At 55.7% G+C, this 25547-nt stretch carries 19 protein-coding genes and 1 pseudogene; 8 read left to right on the forward strand and 12 right to left on the reverse strand.

Going from position 1 to position 25547, the window contains the following annotated elements:
- Window positions 1-11 precede the first annotated feature (11 nt).
- Entirely contained in the window at window positions 12-1430 is a 1419-nt protein-coding gene (locus D2E25_RS03455) for a DHA2 family efflux MFS transporter permease subunit (RefSeq protein WP_125979625.1), read from the forward strand.
- 37 nt (window positions 1431-1467) lie between these two features.
- Here the strand turns inward: D2E25_RS03455 and D2E25_RS03460 are convergent, their stop codons facing one another.
- Entirely contained in the window at window positions 1468-1941 is a 474-nt protein-coding gene (locus D2E25_RS03460) for a MerR family transcriptional regulator (protein WP_125979627.1), read from the reverse strand.
- 183 nt (window positions 1942-2124) lie between these two features.
- On the opposite strand from D2E25_RS03460, the gene D2E25_RS03465 reads away from it, so the two are divergent.
- Window positions 2125-3132 (forward strand): aldo/keto reductase, encoded by a 1008-nt coding sequence (locus D2E25_RS03465; protein ID WP_125979917.1) that lies wholly within the window; start codon window positions 2125-2127, stop codon window positions 3130-3132.
- Between the two features lie 277 nt (window positions 3133-3409).
- Here the strand turns inward: D2E25_RS03465 and D2E25_RS03470 are convergent, their stop codons facing one another.
- Window positions 3410-5587 (reverse strand): elongation factor G, encoded by a 2178-nt coding sequence (locus D2E25_RS03470; RefSeq protein WP_125979630.1) that lies wholly within the window; start codon window positions 5585-5587, stop codon window positions 3410-3412.
- Window positions 5588-5847: 260 nt separating this feature from the next.
- On the opposite strand from D2E25_RS03470, the pseudogene D2E25_RS03475 reads away from it, so the two are divergent.
- Together D2E25_RS03475 and D2E25_RS03480 are read left to right on the forward strand one after the other, a co-directional pair.
- A pseudogene (locus D2E25_RS03475) lies at window positions 5848-6348 on the forward strand (3'-5' exonuclease); the annotation flags it as partial.
- 189 nt (window positions 6349-6537) lie between these two features.
- Entirely contained in the window at window positions 6538-7020 is a 483-nt protein-coding gene (locus D2E25_RS03480; protein WP_241216994.1) for a peroxiredoxin, read from the forward strand.
- Window positions 7021-7206: 186 nt separating this feature from the next.
- On the opposite strand, the gene ileS is transcribed toward D2E25_RS03480, so the two are convergent.
- The 6 genes from ileS to D2E25_RS03510 form a co-directional block, all read right to left on the reverse strand.
- The gene (ileS, locus tag D2E25_RS03485) at window positions 7207-10536 is read right to left on the reverse strand and encodes a mupirocin-resistant isoleucine--tRNA ligase (protein WP_277599946.1); all 3330 of its coding nucleotides are present in this window, start codon (window positions 10534-10536) and stop codon (window positions 7207-7209) included.
- Window positions 10537-11192: 656 nt separating this feature from the next.
- The gene (locus D2E25_RS03490) at window positions 11193-12158 is read right to left on the reverse strand and encodes a ribokinase (RefSeq protein ID WP_125979635.1); all 966 of its coding nucleotides are present in this window, start codon (window positions 12156-12158) and stop codon (window positions 11193-11195) included.
- A 228-nt stretch (window positions 12159-12386) separates the two neighbouring features.
- Window positions 12387-13817, reverse strand: coding sequence for a C4-dicarboxylate transporter DcuC (gene dcuC, locus D2E25_RS03495; RefSeq protein WP_125979637.1), 1431 nt, complete (start codon window positions 13815-13817; stop codon window positions 12387-12389).
- A 75-nt stretch (window positions 13818-13892) separates the two neighbouring features.
- Window positions 13893-14813, reverse strand: coding sequence for a ribonucleoside hydrolase RihC (rihC, locus tag D2E25_RS03500; protein ID WP_125979640.1), 921 nt, complete (start codon window positions 14811-14813; stop codon window positions 13893-13895).
- A gap of 61 nt (window positions 14814-14874) precedes the next feature.
- Entirely contained in the window at window positions 14875-15336 is a 462-nt protein-coding gene (locus tag D2E25_RS03505) for a GNAT family N-acetyltransferase (RefSeq protein ID WP_125979643.1), read from the reverse strand.
- Window positions 15337-15522: 186 nt separating this feature from the next.
- Window positions 15523-16548 (reverse strand): LacI family DNA-binding transcriptional regulator, encoded by a 1026-nt coding sequence (locus D2E25_RS03510; protein WP_125979645.1) that lies wholly within the window; start codon window positions 16546-16548, stop codon window positions 15523-15525.
- A 373-nt stretch (window positions 16549-16921) separates the two neighbouring features.
- Here D2E25_RS03510 and D2E25_RS03515 point away from each other — a divergent pair, with 373 nt between their 5' ends.
- The 4 genes from D2E25_RS03515 (at window position 16922) to D2E25_RS03530 (ending at window position 19830) form a co-directional block, all read left to right on the forward strand.
- Entirely contained in the window at window positions 16922-17785 is an 864-nt protein-coding gene (locus tag D2E25_RS03515; RefSeq protein ID WP_125979647.1) for an SDR family oxidoreductase, read from the forward strand.
- Between the two features lie 37 nt (window positions 17786-17822).
- Entirely contained in the window at window positions 17823-19259 is a 1437-nt protein-coding gene (locus tag D2E25_RS03520) for an aldehyde dehydrogenase family protein (RefSeq protein WP_125979649.1), read from the forward strand.
- A gap of 72 nt (window positions 19260-19331) precedes the next feature.
- Window positions 19332-19565, forward strand: a complete 234-nt coding sequence (locus D2E25_RS03525; protein ID WP_125979651.1) for a hypothetical protein — start codon at window positions 19332-19334, stop codon at window positions 19563-19565.
- Complete coding sequence (locus D2E25_RS03530) at window positions 19558-19830, forward strand: DUF4160 domain-containing protein (protein ID WP_164514688.1); 273 nt, start codon at window positions 19558-19560, stop codon at window positions 19828-19830. The genes D2E25_RS03525 and D2E25_RS03530 overlap by 8 nt, the downstream gene beginning before the upstream one ends.
- 67 nt (window positions 19831-19897) lie before the next feature.
- Here D2E25_RS03530 and D2E25_RS03535 read toward each other — a convergent pair whose 3' ends face one another.
- The 4 genes from D2E25_RS03535 to D2E25_RS03550 all read right to left on the reverse strand — a co-directional run bounded on the left by D2E25_RS03535 (window position 19898) and on the right by D2E25_RS03550 (window position 25453).
- The gene (locus D2E25_RS03535) at window positions 19898-21916 is read right to left on the reverse strand and encodes an ABC transporter ATP-binding protein (protein ID WP_125979655.1); all 2019 of its coding nucleotides are present in this window, start codon (window positions 21914-21916) and stop codon (window positions 19898-19900) included.
- Entirely contained in the window at window positions 21913-23838 is a 1926-nt protein-coding gene (locus tag D2E25_RS03540) for an ABC transporter ATP-binding protein (protein WP_125979657.1), read from the reverse strand. Before D2E25_RS03540 ends, D2E25_RS03535 begins: the two co-directional genes overlap by 4 nt.
- Window positions 23835-24374, reverse strand: coding sequence for a MarR family winged helix-turn-helix transcriptional regulator (locus tag D2E25_RS03545; RefSeq protein WP_125979659.1), 540 nt, complete (start codon window positions 24372-24374; stop codon window positions 23835-23837). Before D2E25_RS03545 ends, D2E25_RS03540 begins: the two co-directional genes overlap by 4 nt.
- A 140-nt stretch (window positions 24375-24514) precedes the next feature.
- Window positions 24515-25453, reverse strand: a complete 939-nt coding sequence (locus D2E25_RS03550; protein ID WP_125979661.1) for an FxLYD domain-containing protein — start codon at window positions 25451-25453, stop codon at window positions 24515-24517.
- Window positions 25454-25547: the final 94 nt, after the last annotated feature.

Consider the following 25547-nt stretch of genomic DNA (forward strand, 5'->3'; position numbering starts at 1 on the left):
GCGAGGTATGTATGCCATCCACACCCAAATCCGCCGCGTCTGAATCGCTGTCAAAGCGTGATCTTGTGCCGATTATTGTCATGATGGTCGGCAGTTTTACTGCTATTTTGAACCAGACGCTGATGACGTCTGCACTGCCACATTTAATGCGCGATTTTGGTATTACCAGCAACACTGCGCAATGGTTGAGCACTGGGTTCATGCTCACTAATGGCATTATGATCCCGATTACCGCGTTTCTGATTCAGAAATTCACTACACGGCAATTGTTCCTCTATGCGATTGGCATGTTTCTGTTCGGCACGCTCGTTTGTACAGCGGCGCCCGGTTTTGGCGTGCTGTTGGCAGGGCGCATTCTGCAGGCTATGGGCGCTGGCATGCTCATGCCTTTGTTGCAAACCGTGCTCTTCATTGTGTTCCCGCCGAATCGGCGTGGTACCGCAATGGGCTGGTTCGGCCTAGTGATCGCGTTCGCTCCTGCACTGGGGCCAACACTGTCTGGTTTGATTATTGACATGCTGCCATGGCGATTCCTATTCGTGCCACTGATCGTTATTGCTGTAGCGGTATTAGCCGTGGCAATTCCAACCGTGCGCAATGTCACCACGCCAACAAATCCGCGTATCGATATACCTTCGGTGGCCTTGTCAACGTTGGGTTTTGGTGGACTGTTGTACGGTTTCAGCGTGGCTGGGCAGAACGGCTGGTCTGATGCGGGTACTGTTGGCGCACTGATTGTCGGCGCAGTGGCGTTGGTGGTGTTTATTATGCGGCAATTGCGCTTGCCACAGCCGATGCTCAATTTCCGCGTGTTTGCTAAACCAATGTTCGCTTTGCCAATGGCGATTGTTGTGCTTGTGTTTGTCACGTTCATCACGTCGATGAATATTCTGCCGATGTATATTCAAAATTCGCTTGGACTCACTGCTTTACAGTCCGGTCTGCTGCTGATGGGCGGTGGCGTGGCTGAAGGTGTATTCAACCCGGTGGCTGGACGCTTGTTTGACCGTATTGGCATTCGTCGTCTTGCTCCGCCTGCGATTGCAGTGATTGCGCTTGCCTCGTTTGCACTGTCTCGAATGAGCGCTTCAACCCCCGCATGGTATCCAGCAGTGTTCTTTACCGTGATGATGACAGGCGTGGCATTTTGCTTAATGCCACTGACTACCACCGCGTTGAACCAGTTGACCGGACCGCTGATTGCGCATGGTACGGCAATGAATAACACATTGCGACAAACAATGGCGGCGATCAGCATCGCGTTGTATTTTACAGTGATGACCTCGCACACGCAGACAGCGTCGGTTGCCGGATCTGCGGGAGCAGGGCTTGCGCATGGCGTAGACGCGGCTTTTACTGTTTCCGTAGTGGTGTCATGCATCGCGTTGGTATTGTCGCTATGTGTGCGTGATACGAGCAGGCAGCGTTAACTGGCGGCGTATATCGTCGGCTCTATCGTTAGCTCCGTTAGGACTTGAATACGGCGTGACGATAGTCAGCCCAGTCAGGCATTGGCGTACCGTTTTCGAGGCTTGCGCGAATATCGCCGTAGAAATGCAGTTTGCGCAGCACATGCGCATAGGCCTCGTCCAGCTCGCGGCGCTGCTGTTCGATGGCTTCACGTCGATCGACGAGTAAGTTCATCATGTCGTCGATATGATGCTGCTCGTCAGCTTCGAACGTGAAGAACTGTTTGAGATCTTCGATTGACATGCCAGCGTGCTTGAAACAGCAAATAGATTTAAGCCGGTTAACGTGGCATTGCCGATACACGCGCTGCCCTGAGGGTGTGCGATCGATATTGGTTAAGAGGCCAATTTCCTCGTAGTAGCGCAGTGTTGATGGCTCCATGTGGAACATGTTGGCGACTTGACGGATCGTATATTCACGGGATTCGTCATCATTGTCAGCTGTAGTGGTATCTTCCTTTGCTGATGTCATAGCATCCTTTCTTGCGCACGCGCAATACTGTCACCGGCGGCATTGGTATTGACAGCGATGCAGTCGCTGCTATTCCCCGCGACACGCCCGAACAATCCCGTTTTCACCATCGATTTGCGTTCAAGCTCACTTGAAGAGTGATTATAGTACCGACGATCCAATCAATGATGTTTTGGAGGAATGATGTTTGAACCTACTGCCACGTATGAGCCGGCACCGACTCGCTACGATTCCATGCTCTACAAGCGTTGCGGTAACAGCGGTTTGAAGCTGCCAGCAATTTCGCTTGGTTTTTGGCATAATTTCGGCGACATCACGCCGTATGAGCAGATGAAATCGCTGGTGTTCACTGCGTTTGACCATGGTATTACCCATTTTGACTTGGCCAACAACTATGGACCGGAGCCGGGTGCTGCTGAGAAGAGCGCTGGCCGACTGATTCACCAGTACTTCGCTAAGCACCGCGATGAGCTGATCGTCAGCACGAAGGCCGGTTATGAAATGTGGGCTGGGCCTTACGGTGATTGGGGTAGCCGCAAGTATTTGCTGGCCTCGCTGGATCAGAGCTTGGAACGCCTCGGTCTTGACTACGTTGACATTTTCTACCATCACCGCCCCGACCCGGAAACTCCGCTTGAGGAGACGATGGGTGCGCTCGCGCAGGCTGTAACCAGCGGTAAGGCGCTGTATGTGGGCTTGTCGAATTATGATGGACCGCGCCTTGAGCAGGCTGCTGCAATTCTTGACGAGTTGCATGTGCCGTTTGTAATTAACCAAAATAAGTACAACATTCTTGATCGCACGGTGGAGCATAACGGTCTCAAGGAGACTGCGAAGCGCCTGGGTAAGGGCCTGATTACGTTCTGCCCGCTTGAGCAAGGTTTGCTCACCGACCGTTACCTTAACGGTATTCCTGCCGATTCGCGCGTCGCACACGATCCGCGCTTCCTGCATGAATCGGATGTTAAGCGCGTTCACGGCAAGATTGTGGCACTCAATGAGATTGCCAAGCAGCGTGGCCAGTCGCTTGCAGAAATGAGCCTTGCTTGGCTGTTGCATGATGATGCGGTAACTAGCGTGCTTGCTGGTGCTTCAAAGCCTCAGCAGATCATCGATAATATTGGCGCATTGAAGAACCTTGACTTTAGTGATGAGGAACTTCAAGCCATTGATCAGATCGCACAGAACTGACGCACACTCAATCGCAGAATCGGTTATCAGATAGTTGGCGGATGCGTACCTGCCAACTATTTGGTGACCGATTTCGCGTTTTATGCAAACGAATACAGGAATGCCAGCGTTTTCACAGGCGATCGCATCGTTGCGCCAATGTAAGCGCGGTTATATAGGTCATGTCAGCAAGAGCTGGCGAGGTTCGCAAGAACCCCATAACTGAATCCCTTCTTCTTCCCTCTCCTTTGCAAAGCCCGGCCTGATCACCGGGCTTTTCTTTTACCTATTTATGCTTTTATTTCGCCGCATAAGGCAAGTGCATGAAGTCGGGGACTTTATACCATTTGACGGGGTATCCGGCGCCGTGAGCACAGAATACTGAATCAGGAGTGTTGTCAAGATCAGATTCGGGGTTGTAGGCTGCATCGGCAATTACTTGTGCCTCATCATGGCAGGGCTTGTAGCCGCCAAATGTGCAACTTAAGTGGCCTTGCCCATGCGTGTAAGCGTTGACGTCCATCGCGTAGTCGCGCATTTCAGCAACAGGCACTTCACCGGTCAAAATCGCATACTCACCGTCAGTGCTTACTGGGTCAAAACTGCCAGACATGCGTTGAATATCAGACATTGCACGGCCGATCAAATCCTGTGGAACTTCTAGCCTGAATCGGTACCACGGTTCGAGTACGCGACACCAGCCAGGATCAGTGTTCACCGCGTGCATGTTGGCATCTGCGTCACTATCCGGTTGAGTATCGCCGGCACGCGTATCGTTTGCAGACGTGGCAGCGTTTGCATCATGCTCTTCGGCAGGATCGGTTTCACGAATGCGCGCAATATAGCCTTCTGGGTCGCCTTCTGCTTTCGCCATCATTAATCCTTGACGAATTGCGCGATAGGTAGATTGGCGGAAGTCACCACCCTCAGTGTGCTTTTCATGCGCTTTGCCAATAAGCAAGGTGATACGCATGTCCGTAATCGGCGAGCCGGTGAGCACACCAAGATGTTCTTTTTCTCGGAAGTGAGTCATAATCAGCCGCTGCCAGTTACGTGCTAATACGTTTTCACTGCATACGGTGGCATATGTCAGTCCACTACCCGGTCCAGTTGGTTCAAGGAGCACATGCACCTCGGCATAGTGGCGAAGCGGCTCAAAATGGCCTACGCCTTCAACTGGATGAGTGATTGTTTCTTTATATAGAATGCCACCCGGCCCAAATTCCACGTCGAGACCAAACCGGTCGCGCATCATCTGTTGGATGATTTCCAGTTGCACTTCACCCATAAGCTGTACGTGCACTTCTTGCAACCGTTCCTGCCATACCACATGCAGCAGTGGGTCTTCATCATCCAACGTACGCAGTGCAGTCAAACACTTGTGTACGTCATTATCGCCGGGCAGCAATGTGTAGGTAAGTACCGGTTGCAGTACGGGGCTTTCTGCATCCGGTTCACATCCAAGTCCCTCACCGGGGAATGTGCTTGTCGGCCCAGTGACCGCGCACACTGTGCCTGCGGGTACGCGATCTGCAATCGTGAATTTCGCACCGGAATATAGGCGTACCTGGTCAGCTTTTTCATGCCAGATTTCCACAGTATCGGCATCGTTTGCACTCATGGCGGCGTTTGCACTCATGGCAGCGTTTGCACGGTCAAGATCATTGCCACTCTTATCATTAGTGAGCATCATTTTGGCCTTCAGCTCACCACCAGTAACCTTGAGCCAAGTCAACCGGTTGCCTTGAGCATCATGCGACACTTTAAAAATGCGTGCGCCAAAATCCGACCCATATTCAGGTTCGCGCACATACTGCTCAATGCCGGCAAGCAATGCGTCAATGCCATCCATTTTCAGCGCCGAACCCCAGAAGCAGGGAAAAAGTTTGCGCTCAGCAATCATGCGGCGCATATCATCAAGCGGTATCTTGCCATGCTCAAGAAATGCATCCATTGCAGTCTCATCCTGCATGGCAACATTCTCTTGCATTTCCGGTGCCGTATCTGATTCAAAATCAGTGCATGCGTCGCCAAAGCGCCGCCGCAATTGCGCAAGCAGCATTGCACGGTCAGCTCCAGGCGCATCCATTTTATTGATGAACAAAAATGTAGGCACCTCATAGCGCTTCAACAATCGCCACAACGTTTCCGTATGCCCTTGCACGCCATCGGAGGCGGAGATTACAAGAATGGCGTAATCTAACGCTCGCAACGTACGCTCAGTTTCAGCCGAAAAGTCCACGTGACCAGGCGTATCAACAAGCGTCAGAGTCAAATCACCGGTTTCAATAATGGCCGGTTCAGCAAAAATAGTGATACCGCGAGCGCGTTCCATTGCATTCGTGTCTAGGAATGCGTCACCATGATCAACACGGCCAAGCTTACGTATTTCACCAGTGCGATACAGTAGCGCTTCAGACAATGTGGTTTTGCCGGCATCCACGTGCGCCAAAATACCTGCGACGATTCGCTTCATAACCGTTCCTTCCACATCGTTACGTCGTGTGCGCAATATTGCGCGTGCTCGTCGCCATCTTACCCGCCGCGCCGCCGCAATGTGCCAACATGCAATGGTTGAACGAATCGTTATAATAATGCGAGTTTTATGGCGTGCAAACGGCGCTCACCGTCTTGTGCGCAGCCTGCACGATTCACGTCAACCGCATCGAAGACGCACCTTGTGCTACGAGATACTGCGATGTGGTTGAGCGCCACGCACGATAACACGGAGGATGCATGATCACGAACGCGCTACCCAACGACTATGTCGTATTGGATTTGGAAACGACTGGTATCAGCTGGGCGCGTGACACCATTATTGAAATTGGTGCAGTGAAAGTTGTGAACCGGCAACCGGTGGCAACGTTTCAGCAGCTTGTGAATCCCATGCGGCGTCTGAACCCGTTTATTACTAGTCTGACTGGTATTACTCCGCAAATGCTTGAACCGGCGCCGACCCTTGACGAGGTGTTGCCTCAGTTTCTTGATTGGTGTGGCGACAACGTACTCATTGGGCACAATATTGTTCGTTTTGATATCAAGTTCATTGATATTGCATCACAGCGTATGTTGCACCGAGTAGTACCGAATCGGATTATTGATACGCTGCAGATGAGTCGTGAGCTCTTCCCCGCTGAGCGTCATCATCGTCTTGCTGATCTTATTCAACGGTTTGATATTGCTGACATTGAGGAACACCGCGCATTGTCTGATGCGCAACAGACTCGGATGTGTTTTGAGTGGATGCGCGATTGGCAGGATCGCCGCACTACTATGCCTGCTCACGATGCTTTGAGCGTGACTACGATGGGAGCTATGGATATCGTATCTGATGATGCCGTAAACGTTCGCAATGATACTGCTCATGACAACGTCACCAGCGTTGACAACGCTGCCACTACTGGCGAGTCTTCAACTCCAGCTGCACTGCCTGTACGCCTCAACGCTGGCGCACCCGCGCCAGATTTCACGTTGCCAGCCGCGCAACCGGATGGTAGCGAATCAACGATTACACTCTCGAGCGTGCTTGCAGAAGGCAAACGCGTCATCCTGTACTTCTACCCTGCCGCAATGACTCCTGGTTGCACTACAGAAGCTTGCGATTTCCGTGATAATCTCGCGCGCCTGACCGCACTGGGGTACACAGTGCTTGGTGTTTCTAAAGATCCGCTGCCGAAGTTGCATCGGTTTATTGAACGCGATCATCTGACGTTCCCGTTGTTGAGTGATCCGGACTTTACTGTGCACCAGCAGTATGCGGCCTACGGTGAGCGCAAACTGTATGGCAAAGTGCATGTTGGTTCGATTCGTTCAACGTTTGCGATTGAGCCGAATGGAACGATCACGCTCGCCCGTTACAATGTGCGCGCTAAAGGCCACGTTGATTCCCTGATGAAGCAGCTGGGCTAATCTCTTCTATCTACAAAACCAATGCGGCCGGATGGGTGAATCACTACTTCAGTAATGGTTCACCCACCCGGCCGCATATGTATATAACACAGGTAGCTGAAACGCCGCATCCGGTTGCATAACAATGAATCATTATGCAACCGGATGCGCCACGATATTCAGTTATGGTGTGCAGAAGTCAGCAGCTCACGCTTTCGCAACCTCAACACTCAGCTCCTGAGCAGCGTCATCGGCCACGATTTCAACGCCAGCCTCAGCGAGCGTCTCGTGTGCGATGAGATCGCGGAACTGTTCGAGCTTCGGCGCGTCAGCCGCCGGAGCGGTGAGCTTCAAGCTGATACGGTCAGCGATATCGAGATCCGCAGCCTTACGAGCGTCCTGCACGGCGCGGATCGCGTCGCGAGCGTAGCCTTCGGCCAGCAGATCGTCGGTCAGCGCGGTGTCGAGGATCACGAAGCCGCCGGTCGGCAGTGCGGCGGAAACGGATGCAGCTGCTTCAGCAGCGTTCTCCTCTTCCACGCAGTTGATCAGCTCATACTCACCTTCAACCAGCGCGAGATCGCCGGACGGCGTTGCAACCACAGGTGCGCCGGTTGCAGCATCCACATGCCAGTCGCCGGTCTTGGAGGCCTTGATTGCGAACTGCACCTGCTTGCCCAGGCGCGGGCCAGCAGCGCGAGCGTTCACCTTGAGCTGGTGCACGATCTTCAAGCCGTGGGACGGAGCGTCTTCCAGCGTGCAGAACTCGATGTCCTTAACGTTGAGTTCGCCCTTCAGCAGGTCAGCGTAAGCGCGCACAGCGTCCACGTCTTCGACGACCACAGTGAGCTTGGCGAGCGGCTGGCGCACGCGGATCTTCTCCGCCTTGCGCAGCGAGAGGGTGCCAGAGACAACCTCGCGCACCTTCTCCATTGCGTTGACCAGCTTCGGATCATCAACCAGTACGCGGCCAAGTTCGGTCGCCTCGCCGGTCTTCTCGTCCGCGAGGAATGGCCAGTCAGCCAGGTGCACGGATTCACCACCGGTCAGACCACGCCACACGGCTTCAGCTTCCATCGGGGCAAGCGGGGCAAGCACGCGCATGAACACCTCAAGCACGGTGTACAGCGTGTTGAACGCGTTCGCATCCTCATTCCAGAAGCGGTCACGAGTGTTGCGGATGTACCAGTTGGTGAGCACGTCAATGAAATCAGACGCGGCGTCGCAAGCGTCGGAGATCGCGAACTCGTCGAGCGACTTCTGAACCTTGGCGACCAGTCGGCGGGTGCGGGCCAGCAGGTAGCGGTCCATTTCCGGCAGGCCGGCGACCTCGTCAGCACGCAGCGCGCGAGCGTCGAAGCCGGCGCCCTTGTTGGCCGCGTTAGCGTACAGGGTGAAGAAGTAGTAGGAGCTCCACACCGGCAGCATGACCTGGCGGACCGTGTCGCGGATGCCTTCGGCGGTGACGATCAGGTTGCCGCCGCGCAGGATCGGCGAGGACATGAGGAACCAGCGCATGGCGTCGGAACCGTACTTGTCGAACACGCCGTTGACGTCCGGGTAGTTGCGCAGGTGCTTGGACATCTTCTGGCCGTCGGAGCCGAGCACGATGCCGTGGCAGATCACGTTCTTGAACGCCGGGCGGTCGAACAGTGCGGTCGCCATGACGTGCAGCAGGTAGAACCAACCGCGGGTCTGGCCAATATACTCCACGATGTAGTCGGCCGGGAAGTGCTGTTCGAACTTTTCCTTGTTCTCGAACGGATAGTGGAACTGCGCGAACGACATCGAACCGGATTCGAACCAGCAGTCGAGCACGTCGCTGATGCGGTGCATGTGGCTCTTGCCGGTCGGGTCGTCCGGGTTGACGCGGGTCAGGTTGTCGATCCACGGACGGTGCATGTTGATGTTGCCGTCCTTGTCGCGCGGGTAATCGCCGAAGTCGGCCTTCAGTTCTTCGAGGGAGCCGTACACGTCCACGCGCGGGTACTTCGGGTCGTCGCTCACCCACACCGGGATCGGGGAGCCCCAGAAGCGGTTGCGGGAGATCGACCAGTCGCGCGCGTTGGCGAGCCACTTGCCGAACTGGCCGTCCTTGACGTTCTCCGGAATCCAGTTGATCTGCTGGTTCAATTCCAGCAGACGCGGCTTGATCTTGGTAACGGAGACGAACCAGGAGCTCACCGGCTTGTAGATCAGCGGCGTGGCGCAACGCCAGCAGTGCGGGTAGGAGTGCACGTAGCTCTTCTCCTGGAAGAGGATCGCGCGGCGCTCTTCGGGGATTCCAGCGAGCGGGCCGTCGCCGGCACGCAGGTTGCGCAGGATCGGCAGGTTCGCGTCGAACACGAACAGGCCCTCATAGTCGGGGCACTGCGCGGTGAAGTTGCAGCCGTTGTCGAGCACGTCGGTGCTCTTGATGCCCTTGGCGTTGAGCGTGTTCATATCGTCTTCACCGTAAGGAGCCTGGTGCACGAGACCAGTACCTTCAACGGTGTCAACATAATCAGCAGTGAAGATCGTGTAGCCGTTCGGGCCAGGCACGTTGCCTTCCGTTTCAGCCTTCTCACCCGCAAAGTACGGGAAGACCGGCCAGTAGCGGCGGCCGGCCAGCTCGGAACCCTTGAGCTCGCGCACGACCTTGTAGTCTTCGCCGAGTTCCTTGGTGTAGTGCGGCAGCAGATCCTTGCCAAGGTAGAACTTCTTGCCGGCGAACTTGCCTTCAGTCGGCTCAACCTCAACGTAGTCGATGTCTGCACCGACAACGATTGCAAAGTTGGTCGGAACAGTCCACGGCGTGGTGGTCCAGAACACTGCGTAAGCGTCCTCGTCGCGCATCTTGACGGCGACGGAGACGGTGGTGTCCTGACGATCCTGGTACACGTCGGCATCCATGCGCAGCTCGTGCGCGCTCAGCGGCGTCTGGTCCTTCGGGCAGTACGGCAGCACGCGGTAGCCCTGGTATGCGAGGCCCTTCTCGTACAGCTGCTTGAACGCCCACATCACGGATTCCATGTACGGGATGTTCAGTGTCTTGTAGCCGTGCTCGAAGTCGACCCAGCGGGCCTGACGGTGCACGTAATCCTGCCATTCGTGCGTGTACTTCAAAACGGAAGCGCGGCAGGCATCGTTGAACTTGTCGATGCCCATTTCTTCGATCTGCGCGACCGAGTCGATGCCGAGTTCCTTCTGCGCTTCGAGCTCAGCGGGCAGGCCGTGCGTATCCCAGCCGAATACGCGGTTGACCTTGTGGCCCTTCATGGTCTGGTAGCGCGGGATGACGTCCTTCGCGTAGCCGGTCAGCAGGTGGCCGTAGTGCGGCAGACCGTTTGCGAACGGCGGGCCATCGAAGAATACGAATTCGTTCTGGCTGTGATCGCCGGAGGGACGACGTTCAACCGACTTTTGGAACGTATCATCCTTGTCCCAGTAGTCGAGAACGGTTTCTTCCATGTTGGGGAAGCTGGGGTTTGGCGCCACGGTTGCGGTTTCACCGCCCGCGTTCGCCTTGGGATACACATGATTGGTGGTTTCGCTCACCATGATTCTCCTCGTCAATGTGTTGCTCTGGCCAACAGGCGCAGCTTTCCCGACCGTTCCGTGGATTAACTGGAGATCTGCAGTGCGCGATGGTGACAATAGACAACCTCGCAGCAGAGCTCATTGCTCCCCCAGGACGGCGTTCAATGCTGTTCCTGCCTACGAGGACGATGACTAACTTTCTAACCTACGCTAGAATGCCGGTCACCGCGGTACCACCTCGCTTGTCGCCTTCTGTTCGGATTACCACACCCGCGCAGATGCGACCGCTTGAGTTTCGGCTATGTCGGGCCGATCCCGTCGGTTCTACTGGGCCATGACGTGCGCGGGCGTCCGCTTGTGGACATCCCACCGCTGGATCGCGGCCGTTCTTCCGAAAGCTCCCCGCTGATAACGGATCATCGCTTGACAACGAGGCATATTCTAACACGCCTGCGCGATTGGTACGGACGGTCGCGTGCATACACGGACCATTTACCTGCGTTGTGTGCATATCCGGTTCACCTACACCAGTTAGGGGGTATCAAAATAGACCGAATATGCACACACCCGAAAAAACACCATGAGAGCTAACGCCAAAAGGCCGCGACCAGATAAATGATCGCGGCCTGTAAGGAAGGAATCACAGGAAAGAAAAGAAAGTTGCCGGCCTCAGCTCAGTCGGCGAAATACTTGCGGATTTGGGATGCGGAACCGTAGGAGGCTTGAGCGCCGGAACCAGTGGCCGCGTATGCGGACACATAGGAGGCAAGCTCGGCTGATTCACGCAATGCGAATCCGGAGGCAAGGCCGGCAAGCACCGTGCCCATAAACGAGTCGCCGCAACCGGTGGTGTCTACAGCGTTGACATGCACCGGCTCGATGCGATGCACATCGTCGCCGTCAATCACTACGGAACCGTCGCCGCCCAACGTAATAATCGCTTGTTCAAAACCGAGCGCGCGCATACGATCGCGCGCAGCCTTCCAATCGAACTCATCCCAGTTATCGTCAGCCGGCTCGTCAATATTCAACAGCTGAACCATCTCGTGTTCGTTCACCAGCAGAATATCAGCCGATTCAATCAGTTCAGCAGGCAACACTGGCGTAAACGGCGAATCGTTCACCAGTACTTTTACGCCAGCCTCATGGCACATGCGCGCTGCGGCGGTAACCGTCTCAATCGGGCTTTCCAAGCACAAGCCGAGCACACTAGAAGAGGTGAGCTCATCGCGCATTGATTCAACATAATCAACGCTTACCTGCGCGTTCGAACCAGGCGAGTACACGATCGTGTTTTCACCGTTTGCATCCACGGTAATAACCGTCGTACCGCTGGGGCCTTCCACGCGACGCACGCCGCTGACATCCACGCCCGCTTCAGTGAGCTTACCAAGCAGAAAATCTGCGTTATCATCCGAGCCAACAGCGCCAAACATGTGCACGTTTGCGCCGATAAGCGCAGCGGCCGCAGCCTGGTTACCGGATTTGCCGCCCGGCAGAATACGCAAAGGCCCGGCGTTAACGGTCTCCCCCGGCTTTGGCAGTCGCTCAGTGACGACCGTGTAATCAGCATTCATTGATCCGACCACGGACACGCCGCCGTGCAGGTGGTCGAGCAAGTCAAGACATGATGCAGACATGATGCATTCCTTTCGGCCTTCTCGTTTCGGCCTGTTTTCTCTGTTCTACGCTTGTTCTACGTTTCAGCAAAATCGCGATGGGGGTAATCGTGTAGGTATGCAAATGCCCGGAGTCTGAGAAGACAAACCCCGGGCACTGCATTGGATTCGGGGTCAGATCGTCGGCGTAGCTGATAGGTTGTGCTGACGACTGACGCCTAGCGGGTTCACATGGTTATCGCGTCAGTGTCACGCACCCATCGGCAGGAAGATTGCCATGGAGAGGATGAACATGACGATCACGCCAGCGATCATCGGCACGCTGGTGCGGCGCACGATGTCGATCGGGCTCTTCTTGATGGAGCCGGCGACGATCATCACCACAGCGGAGACCGGGGAGACTGCGCGCAGCAGGTTGCCGGCGAGGCCCATCGGGATGGACACGGCGAGCACGTTGATGCCAGCGGCGGCGGCCAGCGGGACCATGAGCGGGACCATGGCGAAGAACAGTGCGGTACCGGAGCCGGACAGCAGCACGATGAGTGCGGTGAGGCCGACGAGGATGAGCGGCAGTACGAAGCCCATGCCGGAGCCGGACAGGCCGGTCATTGCGTTCTGCAGCTCGGTGATCAGACCGATGGACTTGAGGCCGACGACGAACACGGAAGCAGCAACCAGCAGTGCCACGATCGGCATTGCGCCACCCATGCCCTTGAAGAAGGACTCGGTGCCAGCGAGGGTTTCCTTGCCCTTGCGGGTGCGGATGAGTTCGCAAACGATGGCGATCACGAAGGAGAGGATGGAAGCGAGCTCAACGCTCAGGTTGATCTTTGCGCCAGTGGTGGAGGTGATGGCGAACACGACGAGCAGCATGATGATCGGCAGCAGCGGCAGGATCGCGTACACGGTGCGGTAGAGTGCGCCGCCTTCGATAGCCTTGACTTCAGCGAGTTCGACGTCATCAGCGGTCAGTTCGCCGCCAGCGCGCTTGTCCATGAACTTCTGCCAGAAGTAGTGCACCAGAGCCATGACGATCAGGGTCGGGATGGAGACGAGCACGTGGTAACGGAAGACGTAGTCGCTAGCGGTCAGGCCGGAGAACATGTCGGTCTTGGCGAGTTCGGCAGCGATGGCAACGTTGTCGGAACCGAGCGGGGTCGGCATGATCGTTGCGGTGGTGGCGATGACGGCAGCCGCGCTCAGCAGGCTCATACCAGCCTGGCGGAGCACCGGGTACAGGGTTGCCATAAGGATGATGGCCAGGTTGGAAGCGCTCGGAATAACCAGGGACAGCAGGTTGCCCAGCAGGAAGGTGATCGGCACGAGGATGTACGGGGACTTGATGTGTGCGATCGGCTTAGCGAGCACGCTCACGGTGACCTCGTTGGCGCCGATGTGCGACATGTAGCCGGTGTAGCCGCCGAGGATCAGGATGATGAAGCCAGCGGAGGTGAGGGTGCTAACGAACTGATCGCCAACAACCTTGAACGGGTCAAGCCAGGTAACGCCGCTGGAAACGAAGTCAGTGAAGGAGATGTCCTTGCCCATCAGCAGTGCGATGTACATCAGCACAATACCGATGAGGAACAGGGAGATCTTAATATCCATTTTCTTTACGAGCATGAAGCCCACAATGCCAACCGCGGCAATTGCCACGATGTACATAATCGCCAGTTCCATCGGTCTGGTCCTTTCTTTATTCTCTTTTTCTCTGTTATGAATGCACGATTGTTGTCACGTACGCGCTGTTGAAACTTACGCGCAGTGTGCGATGCCGTCCATGAACCAATCGCAGAAGCGGTCTGCGTGAACGCCGGTGGTAACAGTGGCGTTCGGCTCACGCTTGAGGTAACCCTTGAGGTCCACGACGGTGCAACCTGCGGTGAGTTCGCCAGCGGTTTCCACATCCACGAACGCCTTGGTCATGTCGAACAGGTCAGGTTCCAGCAGGCAGGCGACCGCGCACGCGTCGTACATCTTCAGGCCAGTGCCGAAGCTGCGCTTGCGGTAGCGCTGGAACAGGTCGTGGGCCATCAGGCCAACCTTGCCCATGTCTTTGAGCTGAGCGGTTTTCTCCGGCGGGATCGCGGTACCCAAGCCGGCGTCCAGCGTGGCCATGGTGATGTCAAGACCGGAGGCGAGCACGATCTTGGCAGCTTCAGGGTCGACGAAAATGTTGAATTCTGCCATAACGCCCTTGTTGCCACGGGTGACCGAGCCACCCATGAGCACGATGCGCTCAATGCGGGACTTGACTTCTGGGAAAGTCTTGAGCAGCAGTGCGATGTTGGTCAGCGGGCCGATCGGCATGATGGTGACGGGTTCCGCCGAAGCCATGATCTCGTCGCGCATTGCTTCTACCGCGTGCTTGTCCAGCAGCAGCTCGGTTTTCGGCTCGGGAAAATCGAAGCCTTCCATGCCGGTCTTGCCGTGGATGTCGCTTGCGTCATCAAGCTGGCGAATGAGCGGCTCAGCGGCACCGCGTGCGATCGGTACGTCCTTGCCGTAGTAGGCCATCAGCTTGAGTGCGTTCGTTGTTGTTGCTTCAATGCCAACGTTGCCAGCAACGGTGGTGATGAGGCGAACGTCAAAGCGTGGGTTGAACACTGCCAGAGCGATGGCGACGGCGTCGTCGATGCCAGGATCAGTGTCGATGATCAGAGGGATCTGCTTCATTGCTTGTTCGGTTCCTTTCGTGGTGCGTTGATATACGTGTGTATTGCGCTCAGCAAGTCGGTTACTTAGCTTCGCTTGTGGCAGCTGGTTCGACTGTGCTCAGTGAGATGGGATCAACGAATTGCACTAAACCACTGCCATAGCCTGGTGCCGGCCGGCGTAGGAATCCATGTTCTTCGTAGAACGTTTCCTTGCCAGGTGTTGCCATGAGGCCGACATACGCGTGAGCACAGCAGTGCTCTCGAATACGTGCGATGAGCGCGTTCAGCACCGCTGTTCCTACACCAGCACCTTGGTACTGCGGCAATACCACGAGGTCCTTGATGAAGAATGCGATACGTCCGTCGCCAACAACGCGCCCGATTCCAGCTGCTTGGCCGTCAACGTAGGCGACCACGGAGTAGAGTCCGCCAGCCAGTGCCATGCGCGCGTCTTCGATGTCGTAGTGATAGAAACCCACGGCGTCGCGAACACTTACGTACAGCTCGGCAGTCAGCGCATCGTGCTGAATCGATATGCACATTGTTCGCTCACCTCCTCTGCGAGTTTCTCTCAATCCGATTTCGTTGATCATCGCCATCGATAAAACGTTTAATCAACCAACAGAAAACATGATATAACCTTTTACCAACGTTGTCAAAGATAACGGTTTACCGGCGCACTTCAGCGCGTAAATCTGGTATTCACATACCCGTTAAACGCAGCAATATCAGGGAACACGCCGCAGTGGAGCTCCGACCGAGCCACGCTGTACAAACGATGTCGGAACATAGCGTGATTCACCACGACTGCGATCTTCATCCGCAATCATGTCAAGCAGCATATCCACGCCTTGACGGCCCATATCCTCCGCCTGCTGCGAAATAATCGCAATTTGCGGCGTCAACAAGCGGAACACAGCAATGTCATCAAACGAAATCACTGACATTTCGCCGCCAATATCAATACCGCGATCATGCAGCAAACCGATCATCGTGATCATATCAGGCGAGTATGCGCACATAATCGCCGTAACACCCGCTTTCAACAAATGATCAAGCCCTGCTTTACGCGACACATACGTAGAGTCACAATCAACCACTACCGCAGCCCCCTGCCCCAGCTGCGCCTCCTGCGCCACAGCGGAACGGAACGCCGCCTCACGTTCATTCACATTGAACGAGCCCAGCGACGAATGCGACACAAATCCAATATGACGATGCCCCAAACGCACCAGTTCACTAACCGCCTCACGAATACCCGGGTATGGGTCAGACACCACAAATGGCACCGAATCCACTCCCGAGACAAGACGATCTACAAACACCAATGGCAGCTCGCGCGCGATCAACGATTGCACGCCCGGCGAATTCACACCTTGCGGCACCACAATCGCACCGTCGATGCGCTGCCCCAGCAGATTGCCAATAAACGCATCCTGACGCTCCACTGTCTCCGCCGACGTTCCAATCAGCGTGGAGTAGCCGCGAGCATACAGCTCGTCTTCCATTGAAGAGACGAGGTCAGCAAAGTATGGATTGCGCAAATCAGGCACGAGTAGACCAATGGTTTTTGTTTGTGCCGAACGCATCGCACGAGCGCGCTGATCTGGCACGTATCCCATTTCGCGCACTGTGTTGAGCACCAGTTCACGCGTCTCGTCAGAAAAACGCCCTTTGCCGTGCAAAATCTGCGAAACAGCAGCAATAGACACGCCAGCCTTGTGAGCTATGTCTCGTATCGTCACGTAAGCCATGTCGTCTCCTTTGCACTACACCTCTCAGCTACGGAAATACTCCGTAACAACATGCGGCGGCACGGATCGGTACGCGTTCTATCAACGCCGCAGCACCACGCAACGTCATGCCGAGCGATTGATATAACGTCATATCAAGAGTACGCGATGCAATTGTCAGACAATCACATATTGACGTTTATGACATTGTTGTCAATATTGAGCGGATTTGGGACTACACTCGGAAGCCAAATTGGCTTGAGCTCAGCATCAACAGCAAGCAAACGGCAAGCATCTGAATCGGCCAGCGCGAATGCGGTTTCCACGCCGGCGTGGATGCGCACCGGCTGCAGCGCGCTACATTCGAGCCGCAACACACAAGTAGGAGGCTGATATGGGACGTTGGGAACGCAGTGAACGTATAGCACAGTATTACGCGGGCGCGTCGGTGGTGATTACCGGAGCAGGATCAGGTATTGGCCGACTGATGGCTGAGCGTATCGCCGAAGAGGGCGGCGACGTGGCAATCTGGGATATCAACGACAAGGCCGCGCAGGCCACCGCCGACGCGATCAACCACTCCCCCACCGCCACCGGGCGGGCGTTCGCGTTTGCCGTGGACGTTACCGATGCGAATGCCGTGGCACAGGCTGCCGAACGTACCGCCGCAGCCCTCGGCAAGGTTAACGTGCTCATTAACAACGCGGGCGTGGTTTCTGGTAACGATTTCGAGAATCTCACCGAGAAGCAGATCCGCCGCACGTTTGAGGTGAACGCACTGAGCTTGTATTGGACAAACAAGGCGTTTCTGCCGTATCTCAGACGGCAGGCGCGCGCCGCGACCGTCACTGTTGCTTCTGCGGCTGGACTGGTGGCCACCGCACGGCAGACCGATTACGCGGCCAGCAAGTTCGCTGCGGTTGGTTTTACGAACGCGTTGCGCAGTGAATTGAAGAAAGCCGGCTCGCATATTCACACGCTGCTGGTGTGCCCGTACTACATCAATACCGGTATGTTCGAGGGGGTGACGACCAAGTTCCCGCTCCTGCTGCCGATTTTGAGCCAGGAGAGGGTGGCGGATTCGATCGTTCGGTCGATTGCCACGGGCCGCGAGCGTTTGATTATGCCGCCGTTCGCTGCTGTTTCCACGATTGTGGCCGCATTGCCGCCGAAGATTGCCGATCCGATTTACAGCTTCTTCGGTATCAACGATTGCATGGATCATTTTGTGGGGCGCGCAGGCTCCAAGCGCGCATAATACGAAACCACGCAGGAGCACGAAGGAGCATCATCAAATGACTTCGATAAGCGAGGACACGTCGAAAACAACGCAGACGAATGGGAAAGCAACGTTTGACCGTCTTCATCACATGTTTCACGCGGATGTTTCACGACCGATTCGCTGGCGGCGCGAACAACTGACCGCAATGGAACGCATGCTGCGCGAACATTCAGGCGATATTGCTCGAGCAGTACGCGCTGATTTAGGCAAACCGGCAGCTGAAACGATGCTGATGGAAATTGGGTTGGTGCTTGACGAGATCCGATTTGTTCGCGCACGCATTGGCATGTGGGCGGCGCGCCAACCAAAACCGTTACATTATCTACTGCAGCCGGCGCTCGGCTGGACGGTTGCGGAACCGAAAGGTGTGGTGCTGGTTATCTCGCCGTGGAACTACCCAGTATTGCTCAGCCTCGAGCCAATGGTCGATGCGATCGCCGCCGGCAACTGCGTGTGCCTTAAACCGTCGGAACTGTCACCACATACCAGCGCGGTTTTGGCCAAGCTTATCCCCGAATATCTTGATGAACGAGCCTTTGCGGTGGTTCAGGGCGGCCCCAAAGAGACTACGGAACTATTGGAGCAGCCGTTCAATCACGTCTTTTATACGGGTGGCGGGCGCGTCGGTTCAATTGTGATGCAGGCCGCGGCGAAACACTTGACGCCGGTTACGTTGGAGCTTGGCGGCAAGTCGCCGGTGTTCGTGGATGGTACGGCAGATCTTAATGTGGCAGCTCGTCGTATTGCGTGGGGACGATTCATTAACGCGGGTCAGACTTGCGTGGCTCCCGATTATGTGCTGGCCACCGCGGATGTTGCACAGAAACTAGCGGAGAAAATCAGTGAGGCGGTTACGCGCTTCTTCGGCGCGGATCCGCGGCAATCGGCCAGTTTCGGCCGTATCGTGAGCGAACGGCATTTCGACCGGATTGCAGCGCTTCTGCCCTCCCCGGATGTTCCCGGCAGCGGACGCGCGGTGTGCGGCGGCGAAACTGATCGCAGCGAGCGCTATATTGCGCCCACGGTTCTAGTCGATGTATCCGCGAAGGCTCCGGTTATGCAGGAGGAGATTTTCGGGCCCGTACTGCCGATTCTTACGATCGCTGATGCGGATGCGGCCGTTGAGTTCATTAATCGTCGGCCACGCCCATTGGCCGCATATGTGTTCACGCGGCGCTCGTCAACGCGGCGCCTGTTCGAACGGGAAGTCAGTTGTGGTGCGCTCGGGTTCAACCTGCCGCTTGGTCATCTGATTTCCAGCCGGCTGCCATTCGGCGGCGCCGGCGCCTCAGGGCTTGGCTCATACCATGGCAAGGCAGGATTCTTGGAATTCAGTCATATCAAAACCATGGTGAGCAAGCCGACTTTCCCGGACACGCTCGAGCTCGTCTACCCGCCGTATGGCAAGGCAAAGCAGGCCCTGATCCGCACGGTCAGTCATCTGCTCTAGCACCGTCATGGCTCGGCGCGCCCGTTCGCTGATTCAAGTATCGTTAAAGAGAAATAAAGGAAGGGAGGGATTATGAGCGAAGAGAACACATTCACGATGATGGGCATCAAAACCCAGTGGGATGACAACACCATCACGGTTACGGAACTCGGTTTCCCGCATCAGGCCACGTTTGACAATAACGGCAGGATTCTCTCCTCTTCCTTCGGCAAAGAAGGCGAATCATTCCTTCATCACTGGTTCGACCGCGTAAAGCCCACAGTCGATGGTCTACGCGCCATTGACCGGGAATACGCCGATGCCTGAAGTCTTCAACTTCGCCGGATACTCCATCTATTTCACAGCGCTGGATCGCGATCACGGCGTTCACGTTCACGTCGCCTACGGTTCCCGCCATGATCTCGCCCGATTCGTATTACATTCGGACGGCACGGTGGTTCTGGCGCATAATAACGGAAAGCTTCCGGCAAAAACAATCAGACGTTTGCAGTTCTTCCTGACCGAGAATTACGACGACATCATTGTCGCTTGGCGCATGTTCTTTGGTGACGGCTACCACTTCGATCGCTGATATCAGCCAGATGATATGAGGGGGGAGTGCTCCGCAATATTTTGCGGAGCACTCCCCCCTCTGTCGACTACTCGAGTTCCACAGCTCCGGTATACAACTGGTAATACTCGCCCTTCTGTGCGATCAGCTCGTCGTGCGAACCGCGTTCGATGATGTTGCCGTGGTCGAGCACCATGATCACGTCGGAGTTGCGCACAGTGGACAGGCGGTGTGCGATCACGAACACGGTACGACCCTTCATCAACGCGTCCATACCAGCTTGCACAACCTCCTCGGTACGGGTGTCGATCGACGAGGTAGCCTCGTCCAAAATCAATGCCGGCGAGTCAGCCACTGCAGCACGCGCGATGGAGATCAACTGGCGCTGGCCCTGCGACAAGCCGGAGCCGTCGCCTTCGAGCACAGTCTGGTAACCCTTGGGCAGCATGCGAATGAAGCCATCAGCGTTCACGAGCTTCGCCGCTTCGATGCACTCCTCGTCGGTGGCATCGAGTCGACCGTAGCGGATGTTGTCCATCACAGTACCGGTGAACAGGTTGACATCCTGCAGCACGATGCCGAGCGAGCGGCGCAGATCAGGCTTGCGAATGTTCTTCACGTCAATGCCGTCGTAGAGGATCTGGCCTTCCTGAATGTCATAGAACCGGTTGATCAGGTTGGTAACCGTAGTCTTACCAGCACCGGTAGCACCCACGAGTGCCATCTTCTGGCCGGGCTTAGCAAACCAAGTGATGTCGTGCAGCACCGGCTTGTCGGGGTTGTAGCCGAAGGTCACGTTGGTGAAGCGCACATCACCCTGCAGGAGCGTCAAGCGGCCATCTGGCGAGGTAATAGCCTGCTCCTTGGCCTTGAGTGCCACTTCGCGCGCCTTGCCGTGCAGTTTCTCCGCGGCTTTGAGCGAACGCGTACCGTCGTCGCCAGCTTCGCGCTTCCACGCCCAGTGGCCTGTCTCATGGTCAACTTCCGTCATTGTGCGGCCGTCGGAAGCGAGTTCCACGTTGACGAGCGTCACGGTACCGTTGTCCGTTTCGACCGGCTCATCCATCAGCGCGAAGATACGCGAAGCACCGGCGAGCGCCATCATCACCATGTTGAGCTGCATGGAGACCTGGCCGAGCGGATTAATGAACGAGCGAGACAAGGTAAGCAGCGAGATTAGTGTGCCAAGCGTCAACGTACCAAAGCCGTTGAGGCCTACGTTGCCAACGCCAGCGAGTGCCATCGCACCGCCGACGATAGCGAGCAGGATGTAAAGCACGTAACCCATATTGCCAACAACCGGCATGGTGACGTTACCCCACGTGTTCGCCTCTGCGGCCGCCTCGAACAGTTCCTGGTTCTTCTCATCGAAGGTCTTTTGCGTAGCGTCCTCATGGTTGAACACCTTGATGACCTTCTGGCCGTTGACGGATTCTTCAACGAACGCGTTGACGTCACCAAGCCACTGCTGTTGCTTAACGAAGTAGCGACCGGCTCGTCCGACGATTGCGCGCACGATATAGAACAGCATCACGGTGAACAACAGCACGAACACGGTGATCGGAATCGACAGCCACAGCATGGAGATAATGGCGGCGATCGCAGAGATCATCGAAGCGAACATCTGCGGGAACGACTGGCTAATAGCCTGACGCAGCGTATCAGTGTCGTTCGTGTAGCGACTCATGATGTCGCCGTGCTCATTGGTGTCGAAGTAGCGAATCGGCAGGTACTGCTGGTGCGCAAACATGTCGTCGCGGATCTTTTTGAGCGTGCCCTGTTCGACAGTGACGATGAGCCACTGCCACAGCCAGCTGGCTGCAATACCGGCGACGTACAGGCATCCCATGAGCGTGATGGCGCGCAGCAGCGGCCCCCAGTCAGGGTTCGTGGCGCCAACCATCGGCAGAATGTATGTGTCGATCAGCGACTGGAGGAACAGTGCCGAGCCGGCTTGGGCGGCCGCACCGATGAGAATACATACAACGATGGCGATAACGCGCCACCGGTATTGCATGATGTAGCCGAAGATGCGCTTAGTAGTACCAGGAGCAGGTTTGCCCATGCCCGGCTTGCGGTTCTTGAAGTTCTGCTTCGTATCGCTCATCGTGCTTCTCCTTCCTGCATAGTCTCTTGTGCTGGCTCCTGCACAGCAGCGCGCACTGCGGCGGCTTCTTGTGCTACTGCAGTATCGAGTGCCGCTTGGCCTTCAGCAGTGTTCTTCGTTTGGGATTCGTAAATCGACCGATACTCATCGCAGGTTTTGAGCAGCTCATCATGCGTACCCTTGGCCATAATGCGACCGTTATCCATGACGAGAATCATGTCAGATTCCTGCACGGAGGCGACGCGCTGAGCAATGATGATCTTGGTGGTATCCGGAATCTCATTGTGGAATGCGGCGCGAATCAGCTTATCAGTCTTGGTGTCAACTGCCGAGGTTGAATCGTCCAAAATCAGGATCTTCGGTTTCTTCAACAGTGCGCGTGCAATGCACAAGCGCTGACGTTGACCACCAGAAACGTTGGTACCGCCCTGCTCGATGTACGTATCGTACTTGTCAGGGAATTCCTGAATAAAGCCGTCGGCTTGTGCGAGCTGGCAAGCGTGGCGAATCTCCTCGTCGGTGGCGTTCGGATTACCCCAACGCAGGTTCTCGGCGATCGTGCCGGAGAACAGCACGTTCTTTTGCAATACCATTGCGACCTGGTCGCGCAGAACTTCGAGATCGTAATCACGCACGTCGATGCCACCGACCTTGAGGGAACCGGAGCTGACGTCATACAGACGCGGAATGAGCTGTACCAGCGACGACTTGGCGGAACCGGTGCCGCCGACAATGCCGACGGTCATACCAGACCAGATACCAAGATTGATATCATCCAACACTGGCTTTTCAGAACTGTCAGAGTAACGGAATGTGACGTGATCGAACGAAATCGAACCGTCCGGCACTTCCATGACCGGCTTATCCGGGTCAGTAACAGTGCTCTGTTCCTGCAACACCTGGCAGATTCGTTCAGCGGAAGCCTGCGAAATGATGATCATCACGAAAATCATCGACAGCATCATCATGGCCATGAGAATCTGCATCGCATAGGTCACCAACGCCGTCAAATCGCCAGTCGTCAAGCCCATTGCAGCATTGTTGCCGGAAGCAACAATCTGCTGGGCACCCATCCACGAGATGAGAATCATCGAAGCGTAAATGCAGAACATCATGATCGGGCTGTTGAAGCTCATAATGCGTTCAGCCTTAGTGAAGTCCTTGAAAATGCGCTGCGAGATACGATCAAACTTGGAAATCTCGTAGGATTCGCGGTTGTACGACTTCACTACACGAATGCCTTGCAGGTTCTCATCGACCACATTGTTGAGCGCATCGTACGTGTGGAACACGCGCTCGAACACTGGGTGTACGAGTACTGCGAGGCCGCATAGGCCGATAGCAAGAATCGGGATGCACGCGAGGAACACCATTGAAATCGACGGCGAAATGCGGAATGAGAAAATCCACGCCACCACAACCATAATTGGTGCGCGTACGCCCATGCGAATCATCATGCCGTAGGCCATCTGCAGGTTCGTCACATCCGTAGTCAGACGCGTGATAATCGAACCAGTGGAGAACCGGTCAATATTGGTAAAGCTGAACGCCTGCACCTTCTCGAACTGGTCACGGCGCAAGTTCTTCGCGAAGCCCGCGGCCGCAATAGCCGCATACTTACCAGCAAGGAAGCCGCACGACAATGACACGAACGAGCACAGCAACAAGATCAAGCCGAACTTGACGATAGCGGGCATACTGCCGCCGGTAATGCCCTGATCGATCAGCGAAGCCATAACCGTAGGAATTACGATTTCTAGGATGCTTTCGATGATGACGAACAGTGGCGTCAGCAGACTTTCCTTCTTGTATTCGCGCATCGACCCGGCAAGCGTACGAATGATGTGCTTTGGCTTGTCTGGTTCAACGGCTTTACGCGACTGTTCGATAGCCGCCTCTGTGGCGGTTGGATTATCGCTCATTTACTCTCCTCCTTCGTCTGATCGTTGTGTGTCATCTCCTGCTCCTGCACCGAAGTAGCTGGTGTGCGCGGTTGCGTACCCGCGCGCTGTTCGAATTCGCGTTGCGCCGCACCGATGTTCTCCCTCATCCGGTGGATGCACGCGAGCAGCGTCTCGCGTTCTAATGGCGTCAATCCTTCGACCAGCAGTTCTTCCATTCGCTCGCCATTGGCCTTCAAATCAGCGACAATCGCGTCAGCCTTTTCGGTGAGCACAATGCGTTTGCAGCGCGCATCGTGAGCGACTGATTCGCGCACAATCAGCCCTTTTTTCTCCATCAACGCGAGTACTCGCGAAGCGGTAGAACGGGTGATGCAGAATTTGCGCTCGATATCATGCTGGTAGATCGGCCGATCGCGATTACGAGCGAGAAACAGGATGATATGCGCATTGCCACCGGTTGCCACACGGGCTGATTCTGGCATGCTTTCGCCCAGATACCGGTCAACGGCTTTGCTCAGCGCCCTCATTTCAATACTGAGGACATGTTTGTCCATGATTGTTCCCCATCACACATTTGTTGTATATGCAACATGACATCGTAATATAACCCACATACAACAGTTGCATATGCAACATTCAGCGTGTCGAAGAAATCATGGAAATCGCGCACGCCATAGCGCGCCGCAACGATCAGCTACTTTTGCAACGTGTAGGTCATGACACCAGATCCATACTGCCCGTTGATGTAAGTCTTATTCTGCGTGTTCGACGCCGACCACTGTGTCGGTACCGCCGTCAGTCCCGCAGGAACGTCGGAGACATACATCTCGTAAGTGTCCATTGTGCCACCTGGAGCAAGTATGCCCGTCTCCACCGAATAATGATTACCGCCCACCTGATTACCCGAAGCGTCGCGAAGCACATAAGTGACTGACGCCTGATCGAACGTGACCTGCGTATTGTTACGCACAGTGATATGCAACTCGTGCGAATCTGCGCTCTGACGCTGCTCTGAGAACGAGACGATCTGGATCATGTCCGATGACTGCCCAGACGCAGACGCCGCCGAGCTAGCAGACTTCAACTGCTCGTTCTCCTTGGTAAGTTCATCGTTCTTGGCCGAAAGATCCTTGTTTGCCTTCGTGAGCTTGTCGTTTTGAGAGGCGAGAGAACCGGTTTTATCGCCAGCCTTCTCGTTTTCCTGTTTGGCTGCGGCAAGCTGCGATTTCGTGTCCTGCAATTGGCGGGACAGTGTATCAGCCCTACCGCCAAACCACGAATAGCTGATAGATCCGACACCTACACACAATATAAGCGCGACCGCTATGGTGATGATCAGCGCAACGACGGGGACGCGCATAGCGAAGAACCGCGTGACCACGGATACTTCCTGCCCTCCGCCCGCGGAAGGCGCAGAAACGTTTGGGCTGGAGCCTGGCTCCCATGATTGCTCGACACTGTCCGTCGAACGGTGCAACCAATCCTCGCTGCGCGTAGGGGAAGCAACAGGAACCTGTGGTCTATCAGACGGCATCGGCTCGGCAGGTACTCCTGTAGCCGGTTCAGTAGACGAAGTACCCGAATCGTCCCCGTTATTCATGCTCGACTTTTGCTGCGCTGCACCGTCGTCCATAGAGCCCTCCCCCAGTATCTACTTTCAGTCTAATTGCGCGGCCCAGCATCGCCGGCAGTCTTCAGTGAACTTCATATGAACGCGAAAAAGGGCG

Source organism: Bifidobacterium goeldii (assembly GCF_003951095.1).
Classification (GTDB): domain Bacteria; phylum Actinomycetota; class Actinomycetes; order Actinomycetales; family Bifidobacteriaceae; genus Bifidobacterium; species Bifidobacterium goeldii.

Coding starts and splice junctions, on each gene's coding strand:
- D2E25_RS03455 (WP_125979625.1), top strand. CDS start 12: ATGCCATCCACACCCAAATCCGCCGCGTCTGAATCGCTGTCAAAGCGT.
- D2E25_RS03460 (WP_125979627.1), bottom strand. CDS start 1,941: ATGACATCAGCAAAGGAAGATACCACTACAGCTGACAATGATGACGAA.
- D2E25_RS03465 (WP_125979917.1), top strand. CDS start 2,125: ATGTTTGAACCTACTGCCACGTATGAGCCGGCACCGACTCGCTACGAT.
- D2E25_RS03470 (WP_125979630.1), bottom strand. CDS start 5,587: ATGAAGCGAATCGTCGCAGGTATTTTGGCGCACGTGGATGCCGGCAAA.
- D2E25_RS03490 (WP_125979635.1), bottom strand. CDS start 12,158: ATGTCTGCATCATGTCTTGACTTGCTCGACCACCTGCACGGCGGCGTG.
- dcuC (WP_125979637.1), bottom strand. CDS start 13,817: ATGGAACTGGCGATTATGTACATCGTGGCAATTGCCGCGGTTGGCATT.
- rihC (WP_125979640.1), bottom strand. CDS start 14,813: ATGAAGCAGATCCCTCTGATCATCGACACTGATCCTGGCATCGACGAC.
- D2E25_RS03505 (WP_125979643.1), bottom strand. CDS start 15,336: ATGTGCATATCGATTCAGCACGATGCGCTGACTGCCGAGCTGTACGTA.
- D2E25_RS03510 (WP_125979645.1), bottom strand. CDS start 16,548: ATGGCTTACGTGACGATACGAGACATAGCTCACAAGGCTGGCGTGTCT.
- D2E25_RS03515 (WP_125979647.1), top strand. CDS start 16,922: ATGGGACGTTGGGAACGCAGTGAACGTATAGCACAGTATTACGCGGGC.
- D2E25_RS03520 (WP_125979649.1), top strand. CDS start 17,823: ATGACTTCGATAAGCGAGGACACGTCGAAAACAACGCAGACGAATGGG.
- D2E25_RS03525 (WP_125979651.1), top strand. CDS start 19,332: ATGAGCGAAGAGAACACATTCACGATGATGGGCATCAAAACCCAGTGG.
- D2E25_RS03530 (WP_164514688.1), top strand. CDS start 19,558: ATGCCTGAAGTCTTCAACTTCGCCGGATACTCCATCTATTTCACAGCG.
- D2E25_RS03535 (WP_125979655.1), bottom strand. CDS start 21,916: ATGAGCGATACGAAGCAGAACTTCAAGAACCGCAAGCCGGGCATGGGC.
- D2E25_RS03540 (WP_125979657.1), bottom strand. CDS start 23,838: ATGAGCGATAATCCAACCGCCACAGAGGCGGCTATCGAACAGTCGCGT.
- D2E25_RS03545 (WP_125979659.1), bottom strand. CDS start 24,374: ATGGACAAACATGTCCTCAGTATTGAAATGAGGGCGCTGAGCAAAGCC.
- D2E25_RS03550 (WP_125979661.1), bottom strand. CDS start 25,453: ATGGACGACGGTGCAGCGCAGCAAAAGTCGAGCATGAATAACGGGGAC.